Raw genomic sequence first — 12,391 nt, 5'->3', positions numbered from 1 at the left:
CGGCGAATGGAGAAGTGGCTTCCATCGAGGAACTATGAGAATGACGGATGATTGGCTGTAAGGAAGAGATGTTCCTGTTTGTTCCAGTCGGGCTGTATGAAGTTTCCAACGGGTTTTTCAAGGAAAAATCCTATGCTTTTTAAAAAAATGACCAACGCGTATCTTTTTGGACAAGCGAAAGTTAATCCGGGAGCTTCAATGCCAACCTTACAGCTTTTGCAACATAATCATAATTGTCCACCAGATTGGATGTAGATATACGTAATGCCTGCGTTCTATAAACAGAACACTTGCTACCCGGCAACACAGCAATGCGCCTTGAGGCCAATGTAATCATGGCAAATTGTTCATCGGGAACAGGTAGCCAGATACTAAAACCTTCACCGCGGCACGGAAACGCATTGACACCATATTGATCGAAAGCTTGATAAAGAGACTCGCGACGCTGCTTATATATTTCTCTTGCCTTTTCCAATCCCTTTAATGTTGCCTCATCTTGCAAAAGCCATGCTGTTGCCGATTGCATAATCCGGCTTGTCCAACCTGAACTGAAAGCACGAAAGGATTGTATTTTAGATATGATAGAAAGTGGAGCTGACAAAACAGCAACACGTAAATCCGGCCCAAGTGCCTTGGAAAAAGACAGAATATGCACGACACGATCGGGAAAATATCTCCCTAGAGATAAAGGTGGCAATGATGAAATATCGCCAAGGCCATCATCTTCAATAATCATCATTTTTGAATTTTCCAGTATTTTAGCCAATGACTTCAATCTTTGCGAGGTCATTTTGGCTCCAAGAATGGAATGAAGTCTTGGTTGATAAAGAAAGGCTTGCGGCTCCTGCTTTATAGCTTCTGTAAGCGCATCCGGTATCGGGCCATTCTCATCGCAAGCAACCGGAACGGGTTCAACTCCCATATCTTCAATAATATCCAAAATCCGTATAGGTGTCGGATCTTCGACCGCAATCTTGGCTCCTGCAAAATAAAGTGCATGCAATATGGCATGGATCGCACTATAACCACCATTGGTAACAAGGAAACCTTCCGGCTTATAGGGCCAACGGGCTTCCACTGCCTCGCGCAATTCAGGCAGAATTTTTTCACGATCATAACTGTTCAGATTGGCAACTTTGACGCCGTGTTGCATCGCTTTGTCCAGTGATGGCAACAAGTCGGGATCAGGCACCGACCAGCTGAGATCAATAGTATTGCTATCATAATTACCGGCCTGTCCCATGCGAGAGGGATGCGCATTCAGAAAACGGGACGGCCCCGGAGATGTACGCACACCACTGATCCATGAACCGTTGCGTCCTTTGCCGGTGATTACACGATGTTTTCGCAACTCTTTCCATGCATTGGATAATGTAGCGGGACTGACTTTCATAACATAGGCCAGTTCTCGCAATGGCGGTAATTTTGCACCCAATTCAAGCTTGCCACTTGCAATGAGATTGCTCGTCCGGGTTGCGATTCCTCTCGTTGTACGATCGCTGATCTGACCAGCCAACCATTCTGTATCAATGTGCTTCATTTGCCAAACTTAATCTTTCCCGATTTTGTTCTTTCCCTGCTTTTTTATCGTCTAATATTTTAATTGTTCAATAACATAATAGTATTTGAACAATTATAACTAAACAATTAATCTTCAATATAGGGATAGAATATGCCGTTTATCTGGGGTTGGAGGATTTTATGGCTAAAATCAAAATACGTGCTGCTTTTCGTGATTGGGATTATCTGACGCCCTTGCTCATCGGTGATATTCAATCCGATCATGTCGATCTTGAGATTGAACGCGTTGGAACACTCGTAACCAATCTCGCAGAAAGTGACAGTTATGACGTTGCAGAAACATCTTTCAGCCGCTATGCCTCTGCACGCGCTGCTCATGATGACCGGCTTATCGGTGTGCCGCATTTTCTGATGCGTGGTTTCCGCCATCGTTGTCTTATCACACGAAAAGATAGCCCTATCACCACTTTTAGCGAGCTTGCAGGCAAGCGTATCGGTGTCACAGGATGGCGTGATTCAGGTAACGTCTGGACACGTACGGCGCTTTTTCATGAAGGCATAGATGTCGAGGATGCCTATTGGTATGCAGGTCGTCTTACTGCGGCACATCCGATCACAGACCGCCTTGATGGCTTTGGCAGGCCTGGACGCATAGAAGCTGCTCCTGATGAAAAACCGATGGTTGAACTCCTTGAAAATGGTTGGCTCGATGCCATCATGACACCCTTTATGCCGGATGGCTTTTTCAATTCATCAACGTCTTTTAGACAGTTGTTACCGGATTTCAGAGCTAGCGAACAAGCCTATTATGACAAAGTCGGATATATTCCGGGAATTCATATGTTGGCTTTCAAAAAAGACTTTGTTGAAAAACATTCCGAAGCTGTGGCCGAAGTTGACCGCCTGTTGAATGCGTCCAAAAAATTGTGGCTCAATAAACGGCGCAAATATGCAGAGACAACTCCGTGGATATTGGATGATCTGAAATATAGCGCCTATCGCCTTGCCGCAGACTGGGATTCAAGCGGGCTGGAAACGAACTCCAGAATGATAAGAGATTTTACTTCAGAGCTATATCGGCAAAAAATCCTGCCGCATAATTTGACTGTCGAGGATCTTTTTCCACACAGATTCTGACTGATACATCGTTTCAACGTCACGATATTTTCAAAGGAAAAAATATGAAAATCGCATTAGGGCAGTTTGCAGTCGGCAAAATATGGGAAAAAAATTTGGAAACGGTCCTTGGTCTGATGGAAAAGGCCAATCAACAAAATGCAGAGCTTCTTGTGCTGCCGGAAGGTATTTTGGCACGAGATATTGCCGATCCTGAAATCGTTCTCAAATCGGCCCAACCACTTGATGGTCCCTTCATCAGCGCAGTGATTGAAAAAAGCAGGACGATGCCTATGGCTGTGGCAATGACTGTACATACAACAACAGGTGAAAAACGCGTTCATAACAACCATCTTGTCATTCACAAAGGTAAAATCATCGCATGTTATACAAAATTGCATCTTTATGATGCCTTTAATATGCAAGAATCCGCCAATGTCGAACCTGGCTCCGAAGTCCCTGCATTGGTTGAAATCGGCGGTTTCAAATTCGGATTGATGACGTGCTATGATGTCCGTTTTCCGGAACTTGCAAGACGATTGGCTGCAGATGGTGCCGATGCTTTCCTATTGCCGGCAGCATGGGTGCGTGGTTTAGGCAAAGAAGCGCATTGGAACATTCTTGTCACCGCACGCGCACTTGAAAATACCTGCTATATGATAGCTGTTGGTGAATGCGGTGAACGCAATATCGGCGCCAGTATGGTCGTTGATCCTCTTGGCGTTGCCATTTTACAAGCTGGCGAGGCTCCCGCTCTCGTTTATGCAAATCTTTCAAAAGAACGCATTGAACACGCACGAAAAATATTGCCCGTTTTAAAAAACCGGAAGTTCAAAACACCTGAACTCACATAAGATCAAAAAGAATACGGGTAAAACCAAAAAGGATATGGGGAATGAAAAATAAGTTAACAAAACTGGTCACTTGTCTTTTTCTGATGATTGGCTGCACATCTTCTTTTGCACAGGACATCACAATTCCAAAGCAGAAAGTAAATGAAGAACTTCGCGCCAAATTGCCTGCCAAGAACCTTGAATCAGGAAAATTAATATCCGTCAATGGTGGTTCTTTCCCGCCCTATATTATTGCAAAAAGCAATACAGACATTGATGGTGCCAGCGAAGACTTTTCGCAAGCCATATCAGAAATTCTTGGCTTGAAAATCGAACATTTGACGGTTTCCGGTCTTGCTGCCGAACTGAGCGGCGTCAATTCAGGTCGCTATGATCTGTCTATCGGGCCTGTCGGTGACTATCCTTCCCGTCAAGGTGCAAATGATTTTATCGATTATGTACAAGAATTTGTTGTTTTTGCCGTCAAGAAGGGCAATCCGGAAAACATCACCAACCTTGGTGAAACATGTGGCAAACGCATTTCCGTTATGGCTGCCGGCTCGGCCGAAAAAGTAATCAAACAACAGTCGGAAGTCTGCATCAAGGATGGCAAACCGGCAGTAAATGTCTTGTCTTTCGCCGATCAGCCAACGGCTATTCTTTCTGTTCGTTCAAATCGCGCAGACGCTTTCTTCTCGTCTCAGGCTCCCCTTACTTATTTTGTCCAACAGGCAAACGGACAGCTTGAACTTGCCGGTATTGGGCAAAAAAATGGCTTCGAGGACATTTATCAAGGCGCAGTTGTCGCCAAAAACAGTCCACTGGGCAATGTTTTAAAAAGCGCATTCAATGAGCTTATTGCCAATGGAACCTATGAAATCATCATGAAAAAATGGGGGCTTGAAAATAATATGGTCAAGTCGGTCGATGTGAATATGGCAACAGATATGAGCAAATAAGGGCAAAATAGTCATGCGTGAAGAGACCGATCATAATGACTGGCAGAAACGTGATGTCGTCAATGCTCATCATGTTGTACCGCTAGGACGTATTGTTGTCTGGATCGTCGTACTCCTTATTGCAGGCATCCTGTTATGGCGTGTTGCAAACAATCCCAACTTCGGATGGCCGATTATCCGGGAATGGTTTACCGAATATTCAATTATGAAGGGGTTGCTGACGACTTTATGGCTTACAGTCATATCCATGGTTCTCGGTGTCGCAATTGGTCTGGTAATTGCTGTTGCACGCTTATCAAACGACTACCTTGCACGAAGCGTTGCCGGTCTTTACATCTGGTTTTTTCGTGGCACTCCACTCCTGGTACAACTGATTTTCTGGTATAATCTTTCTACGCTGGTTCCAAAAATCAGCATCGGTATCCCGTTCGGTCCTACTTTTATTTCATGGGATACGAATGACCTGATTACACCATTGACTGCTGCCATTGCAGGTCTGGCTCTTAATGAAGCTGCCTATATGGCAGAAATCATACGCGCTGGTCTGTTATCAGTTAAAAAGGAACAATATGAAACGTGTGATGCATTCGGCATGACAAAGATTCAGGCATTACGCCGTATCATTATTCCACAAGCTATGCGTTCTATCGTACCTCCCACGGGAAACCAGTTAATCAGCATGATTAAATCAACATCGCTTGTCAGCGTTATTGCCATGTCTGACATGCTTTATTCAGTCCAATCTATCTATAACCGCACTTTCGAGGTTATCCCTATGCTGATGGTTGCCGTGATCTGGTACCTCATCATTACGTCGATCTTGAATATCGGCCAAGGTTTCATCGAGCGTTATTATGGACGTGGAGAGAAAGGAACACATCCGCTTCCAAAAAGAACTGAGATTGTAACCGCCGGGGGAACTGAAAATGGTTGAAAAGCATATAAACTCTTCAGAACCGCCTTTGGTTGTCGCACGAAATATTCACAAATCCTTCGGTGATCTACAAGTTCTCAAAGGTCTTGATGTCGACGTTAGAATTGGTGAAACAATCGTGATATTGGGGCCTTCCGGCTCAGGAAAATCAACATTTTTGCGCTGTATCAATCGTCTTGAGGTTATTAATCAAGGCATGATTATGGTCGGCGATGAACAAATCGGCTTTAAATGGAGCCATAACAAGCTTATGCCGCTATCCAGTCGCGGCATTGCCAAACAACGGCGCTCTATCGGTATGGTCTTCCAGCAGTTCAATCTCTATCCGCACATGACGGTGCTGGAAAATATTATTGAAGCACCAATACATGTTCATAAAATCACGCGCCAAAAAGCATGTGAACACGCATTGGAATTGCTTGATAGGGTTGGTCTCGGTGATAAGGCCGGTTTCTATCCGTCACAACTTTCCGGCGGACAACAACAACGTGTTGCTATTGCGCGCGCACTCGCTATCCGGCCAAAACTTCTTTTGTTTGACGAACCGACATCTGCTCTCGATCCGGAGCTGGTTGGCGAAGTCCTTGAAACCATGCGCGACCTCGCCAAACAAGGCATGACCATGATTATCGTAACACATGAAATAGGTTTTGCACGCGAGGTTGCAGACCGTGTTATTTTTATGGATGATGGCTATATTATAGAACAGGGTAAGCCTGAAGATGTCATAGGAAATCCTCAAGCACCAAGAACAAAAGAATTTCTCAGTCGTTTCATCTGAATATTTTAATGTTTGCCAATCAATATCATAAGCATATGTAAAGGCCTTGGCAGAATAACTCTGCGCTTTGCGGATGGCGTGCTAACATTGGGAAATAGTCAAGTCGGATCCCTTCAAACATGTCAAAACGTCATCCGAAATCATCCAACTAGCCGTGATGGTTTACATGCGATAGATATTGTCGGAATAACAGCTTTGGCAGATGATTGGCTCGTTTTATCGTTAAGAAGCGTAACGGGAAGTGTCCAAACCGGCAATGGCATCCGGATCAAAATGGTTAAACGATCAACAGCGTGCAGCATTATTTTTGGCGTGTTGTCGATCATGAGGGTGAAGTTCAGAGATGCCGTGTTTCAAAGAAACGCAATATCAGGGGTGTCGGAAAGTCCATCCTGAAGTCCGTGAAAAAGCACGCTTATCCATAGATCATAACAATTGAAAGGCTCGCTTCCTATGGAGCAGTGTTCAAAGCAATCGGCATTGAGAGAACAGAGGAAAAGGGGCGTCGTTTAAAAGAACTGCTGCGAGAATGCATTCGCATTTTCCGTTCTGATGACGGGAGAGGGCGAGGCAACGCTTCAGGAGCATGGCAAGTTTATAAAAATTCACACATGGTCAAGGACAAGATAGTCAAGGACAAGCATGCAACAATTTCGATCTGGAATGGCATCTTGTTTGCAGGCAAACATAAAAGCGAAAATGAACGATCGCGTTCAATGGGTGGTGCAATTTAACCATTGCGTAAAGCAGGTCCATCTCACGCCCTTCAGACACGTTGCAATGAACCTGACAATAACGCCATGCCATCGTGAAACATTTTATGTAAAAGAAATATGCGAAATCACTAGTTACACTATATCAGCCATTTTTTTCGAACGCATCCGTCAATACAATTTATCACATTTTTCAAGTTCGCCTTGTTCAATCTGGGTAACAACAGTTTAAGTGGAAACCGTTTTTTTGCTTCTTTGTCCACATTGTTTTACCGACTGTTCGGGGTTTTCATGACTTCCGGAAAGAACGATCTATCAACAAAGATGAAAATGAAAATAGATTAATTAAGTTCATTAATTGATGAAACGTTATAAGTGATTGAGACATAATTTCGGTATTGAATTTTTAAAAATCTTTATGCACTTCTGTTTCAATAATTGCGTACCGAAACGAAACAATATAATTCTTGTTCAGAATTTTTATTTTTTAAAGATTGTCAGAAAATCAATATGGATAAAGAGCAAGATACAGGAAATACCGACGACGAACATTCCAAGCGATTATCTGGAAACAGCGGTGAATTACGTGCTCTTAACGAGTTGAAGGGAAATTTTATTATTCCCGGTTATCAGCGTGGTTACCGATGGAATGACCAACAGATTAATGACTTTTTAAATGATATTTTCGAGTTTTATGAACAATTCAAGAATGGCAAAGAAAACAAAATCTATTTTCTTCAACCTATTATGGTTGTGGAGAAATATAGCGATGGAACCGGTAACGAAGAAAAAGATCCCGAAATAAATATTGTTGATGGGCAACAACGTTTAACGACAGTGCTTTTATTAAATTCGGTTCTGTTGAACAATTATGTCGGGGAAAAAATCGGTTATGGTAAGTCAATTAACAAACCTGTAGACCGCGATGCCATTTATCTCGATTATTTTGCAAAAGCCACTTACTATATTTTCCCCGACGATATTCAGGAAAAAAACGATAGTTCACGTTGCGATAGTGAAAAAAGTGATTTTATAAATTACACTCTAACCATTAATACACGGGATGAAAGTGATAGACTTTTAAAACGTATAGCAAATGGTATAGAACCCACAGAAAAAGACTGTGGGAGTATAGATTTATATTTTATCTACAATGCTTACAGAAATATAAAAAAATATATTGATAAGAAGAATGAAGAAGGTATCGACTGGTCAAAGTTTTATGAAACATTTGCTAAGCAAGTAAAAGTACTTTGGTACGTAATTGATGATAGCGATTCCAGTGGTGAAATAGCGGCATTTACACGTTTGAATAGCGGAAAAATTCCCTTGACGAATGCCGAGCTAAGCCGCGCAGCACTCCTCAATCCTGCTTATTACAAATCGCAAAATAATAAAGACGCTAATGAAAACTTGCCGGATATTGAAACGGAGCGCGGCTTGATTAGCGTTGGGTGGGATAATCTTGAATACGAGTTGCGAAAACCGGAATTTTGGGGATTTCTCGGTTTTTCGGAAAATGATTATTCGTCGAATGTTAAAGATCGACGAAACAAAAGTTTTGAAGATGAACGTTATCAAACGCGCATAGATTTTCTTCTGGATTTTCATTTTAACAAAAAAAGCGATGAAGATAACAAACTTGCTTCTTTTATGGCGCTCGAAAAAGAATTAAAAAATGCGGAAGCAGAGAAGTTTGCCAAAAAAAATGTCAAACAGATATGGGAAGCAATCCAGCTTGATCTATGGAAGTTACAAACCTGGTATGACGATAACGACCTTTATCATTGGATTGGTTATTTATTTGCTGAAAAACAAATGAATCAATACCTGTTTTCGGACTTTAAAGATCTGGAAAAAGACAAGTTAAAGGAAGAAGTTAAAGGTAATATCAAAAGTTTTTATCCCGATCTGGAAACGGTTCTCGAATATACGTATGAAACCGATAGAGCAGGATGCCAAAGAGCCTTATTTTTATATAATGTCGAATATGTGAGAAGTATGAAAACAACGGGTAAAAAGCCCCGATATGACTTCTCTGCCCATCACCAAAAGAAATGGTCAATAGAACACATCAAGGCGCAAAATGTTGAGGAGCTCAATACAAAAGAACAATGGTTGACTTGGTTGGAAGGCCATCTGGAAGTAGTGGCGAGCATTTCTCCGCGAGGTGAAGACCGGAAAAAGGATGACCTTCAAAAGGATGGCTCCCGGAAAGAGGACAACCTTCAAAGCGATAATCTGCGGAGAAAAGATGATCTTCAGCCCCTGTCTAAACACGTTGAAGAGTTGATGGACAAGCTCAAATCTTCGGAATTATTTGAATATTCGGAGCCATTCAAACTTCCTGATACGAAAGAAGAGTTTTTAAGGTTGTCGAAACGCATATTGGAATTTTTTGATGATAGAGCAGGCCCGACTGAAGTGATTGATAACAGGTTACATGAGTTGTCAAACCTTGCGCTTCTGGACCGTACGGCAAACAGTGCTCTGAACAATTCGATTTTTCGTGTCAAACAGAACAAAATTGTTGAAGAAATGAAACAAGGCAATTTCATTCCGCCCGCTACCCAAGCTGTATTCTTGCGCTTGTTTAGCATGGAAGAACAAGGTCATCTGTATTGGACAGCGAAAGATCGCAAAGCATATCAAGACGACATCAAAGAAAAACTTGAGTATTTATTGGGATGAACATCATGGGGAGTAGCACGGTCAAAAGCTTTTACCAACTTTTGAAAGAAACTGAAGTTGTTATCCCGATGATACAACGTGATTATGCGCAAGGACGTCTCACGGAAAAGGTAAAGTCTATTCGTCATGACTTTTCGGATGCACTTTATAAGGCGTGTAAAGATAAAAAACCGTTACATCTCGATTTTATCTATGGGGAGGAAGATAAGAGACAATTCAAGCCGTTTGATGGGCAACAACGGTTGACCACATTGTTTTTATTGCACTGGTACGCTGCAGGAAAAGCCGAAAAATTAGCCGAGGAAAAAGAATTTTTTAACCGCTTTTGTTATGAAATTCGTGAAAGCACGCGGATATTTATTAAAAAACTTAATAATGAATCCGGTTTTTTATTTAAACGTCTTTCCGACGACAAGGACATTTCATCAATTATCAAAAAAGCTCCCTGGTATGTTGCGAGGTGGAAATTTGATCAATCAATATCCGGTATGCTGGTCATGCTGGATGCGATCCATACGAAATTTAAAGATATTCCAGATCTTTGGAAAAGATTAACAGAAGAACCACCGCTTATCACATTTTTTTATAAGCCATTGCACGACCTGTCATTGAAAAGCGATGAACTTTACATAAAAATGAACGCGCGCGGCAAACAACTCACCGAATTTGAAAATTTCAAAGCGAAATTTGTGGAACACTTGAGAGAAAAATCCTTGAGAGGTGAACTGAAAATCAAAACGCCATTGGACGAGATAGAAAGATGTTTTGATACGTCATGGATCAGCATTTTTTGGGATAATATCTGTTCAGGCTATAAATTTTATTACGTTGACAAAGCGGTGTTATGTGACAAGGCATTTGCGCGTTTTTTGCGTTATATTGGCACTATTTTATATCTCTTGAACGACGAGCAAATCCGCGCGGAAGATAATCAAGCAACAAATATGTCAGACGATGTCCGAACCATGAAGTTGTTCGAGATATTCTATCATGTAGTTGGAAAAACATCGTTTTTATCTAATATAGACGGTAACAATATTGATGGGTTAAAACGTTTACTCGATGCAATAAATGACATCGGTAACGATAAAATAGATTGGATACTCAAAGAAATATTTTATAAAAAGGATTCGGATAGTAGCAACGAAATTAATAATGATAATTCATTCTCAAAAGTTGCTTTATTCAATAATGCTGAAGAAAATATTTTTGATCATTTAATCAATAATGAAAAGGAAGAGCCTGTTGCCGTTCGTCTTCTTTTATTTGCGCTTTTATTGTTAATATGGCAAAAAATTTCATATGATAAGGATGCCAACTTGGCAATTGACGCAGAAGATATAAAAGCGATGCGGGAATCACTGCGTACCATTCGCAATCTTCTTGAAAATTCGGCCGACAATCTTCGATATGAAAAATATCCGGCGCAATTATGCGAAATGGTGAAGATTATTTTAACTGATCCATTAAATGAAAAAGAGGATATTGTTTCACGCGATCTGTTGAGCAGTGGTCCGCGGGATCGGGTCGACAATGAAAACCAATGGATCAGGGAAAGCAGTTTCAATGTTTATCAAATAAATGAAGAAGCGGTAAAATTGAAACTGCGCCGGGAACATAAAGATGATGAAAAATTGCTGAACGCATTGAACCGGCTTGAAAATCACGAATTTTTCCGTGGTAATTTAGGCGCATTTTCTCTGTGCGAACAGCAGGAAACAGAAGAGTGTGAACAGCCGGAGCCAGAAAAGTTTATCTGCTTTGATCGTAAAATTATAGAGGCAGGAGATAAACTTTTCAGTCACTTTGCGGACAATTCCGACAGTGAGTTACTAAAAAACTCCTTATTATGCGAAGGCGATTACGCATGGCAAACCGGTTCCTACTTTACCTATGGAGCAAGAGAGAGCGGTGGGCATTGGAACGATATATTCAGCAGAAGCATATATAATCAAAGGATGGATTGTCGGCGAGCAGTCACAAAATTATGCCGCTATATTGCAGAACAGAGCGAAACGGAAAAAGAAATAGAAGATATACTTTATGAAAAAAATAAAGAATGGCTTATAGAGTGCGAGCAGTCTGAAGAACTTTGCTGGAGATATTATTTAGTAAAATATTCGGATCTTTTTATACCGAAGGAGTCAAAATATAAGCTATTGAGATGTAAAGAATACGGTCATATATTTACCAGCAATGTATATTTTAAAAAGAATGTGAGAGTGTATTGGAACCCGTTTCTATTTTGTGTTGCTGAAAAAATGAAGCAGGAATTGGATAAAGAAATAGAATTTTTACCGTGCGGGCCTCGGGATGAAAGACCGGAACGCGATTTTGAGGATGAAGGTCTGGAAATAGAAAAAGGAGTTTATCTCCATGGGGTCGAAACCGGTTGGCAGCTATCATCTTCACCGACTAATAGAGATCAGTGTAGCGACGAGCTAAAAATGCGCTTTAGAGACGAAAATGATCTCGCTCCTTTATTCAATAATGATGATGTTAAGTCGTCTGCCCCCGAAAAAGGTATTATAGTATTGAAAGGGGAAGATGGGTATTTACATGAAAAAGGTGATGAAGGGGAGGGGACATGTCGGTTGTATGACAAAGTCGACCGTATTGATTACATCGTCAAATTTTTCAAAAATCGTGTAAATTAAACGATAGTGATAACTATCATGGCATAAAGTGCTTTCAATATCATAAGGTATTATGGACACATTTCCTGTAGTCCAATCGGAATATTTGACTGATTTTGGAAGGCAAGCGTTTCAGCCGGTTTGCCGTATTGTTGAAAACCGAAGAATTATTGGCATATTTACGTATATGTCGGGATTTTTATATCG

Annotated in this window: 9 protein-coding genes; 8 read left to right on the top strand and 1 reads right to left on the bottom strand. The window is 41.3% G+C overall.

Going from position 1 to position 12,391, the window contains the following annotated elements; all coding sequences use genetic code 11:
• Positions 1-181: 181 nt before the first annotated feature.
• Entirely contained in the window at positions 182-1,540 is a 1,359-nt protein-coding gene (locus H3S94_RS00100) for a PLP-dependent aminotransferase family protein (RefSeq protein ID WP_198239957.1), read from the bottom strand.
• Between the two features lie 161 nt (positions 1,541-1,701).
• Here H3S94_RS00100 and H3S94_RS00095 point away from each other — a divergent pair, with 161 nt between their 5' ends.
• From H3S94_RS00095 to H3S94_RS00060, 8 genes are all read left to right on the top strand, one after another.
• Positions 1,702-2,658, top strand: coding sequence for an ABC transporter substrate-binding protein (locus tag H3S94_RS00095; protein WP_198239956.1), 957 nt, complete (start codon positions 1,702-1,704; stop codon positions 2,656-2,658).
• A 44-nt stretch (positions 2,659-2,702) separates the two neighbouring features.
• Positions 2,703-3,491: a deaminated glutathione amidase gene (locus H3S94_RS00090; RefSeq protein WP_198239955.1), complete on the top strand. Its 789-nt coding sequence runs from the start codon at positions 2,703-2,705 to the stop codon at positions 3,489-3,491.
• 41 nt (positions 3,492-3,532) lie between these two features.
• The gene (locus H3S94_RS00085; RefSeq protein ID WP_198239954.1) at positions 3,533-4,429 is read left to right on the top strand and encodes an ABC transporter substrate-binding protein; all 897 of its coding nucleotides are present in this window, start codon (positions 3,533-3,535) and stop codon (positions 4,427-4,429) included.
• A gap of 13 nt (positions 4,430-4,442) precedes the next feature.
• Positions 4,443-5,363 (top strand): amino acid ABC transporter permease, encoded by a 921-nt coding sequence (locus tag H3S94_RS00080; RefSeq protein WP_077991582.1) that lies wholly within the window; start codon positions 4,443-4,445, stop codon positions 5,361-5,363.
• The gene (locus H3S94_RS00075; RefSeq protein ID WP_188318082.1) at positions 5,356-6,144 is read left to right on the top strand and encodes an amino acid ABC transporter ATP-binding protein; all 789 of its coding nucleotides are present in this window, start codon (positions 5,356-5,358) and stop codon (positions 6,142-6,144) included. The genes H3S94_RS00080 and H3S94_RS00075 overlap by 8 nt, the downstream gene beginning before the upstream one ends.
• 461 nt (positions 6,145-6,605) lie before the next feature.
• Complete coding sequence (locus tag H3S94_RS11820) at positions 6,606-6,878, top strand: hypothetical protein (protein WP_210327950.1); 273 nt, start codon at positions 6,606-6,608, stop codon at positions 6,876-6,878.
• A 489-nt stretch (positions 6,879-7,367) separates the two neighbouring features.
• A complete protein-coding gene (locus tag H3S94_RS00065; RefSeq protein ID WP_198239953.1) occupies positions 7,368-9,548 on the top strand; it encodes a DUF262 domain-containing protein in 2,181 nt (726 codons plus the stop codon).
• 5 nt (positions 9,549-9,553) lie between these two features.
• The gene (locus tag H3S94_RS00060; RefSeq protein ID WP_198239952.1) at positions 9,554-12,205 is read left to right on the top strand and encodes a DUF262 domain-containing protein; all 2,652 of its coding nucleotides are present in this window, start codon (positions 9,554-9,556) and stop codon (positions 12,203-12,205) included.
• Positions 12,206-12,391: the final 186 nt, after the last annotated feature.

Source organism: Bartonella sp. B10834G3 (assembly GCF_016102505.1).
Lineage (GTDB): Bacteria > Pseudomonadota > Alphaproteobacteria > Rhizobiales > Rhizobiaceae > Bartonella > Bartonella choladocola.
Note: the sequence above shows the minus strand (reverse complement) of the source record. Positions and strands in the feature narration are given on the sequence as shown.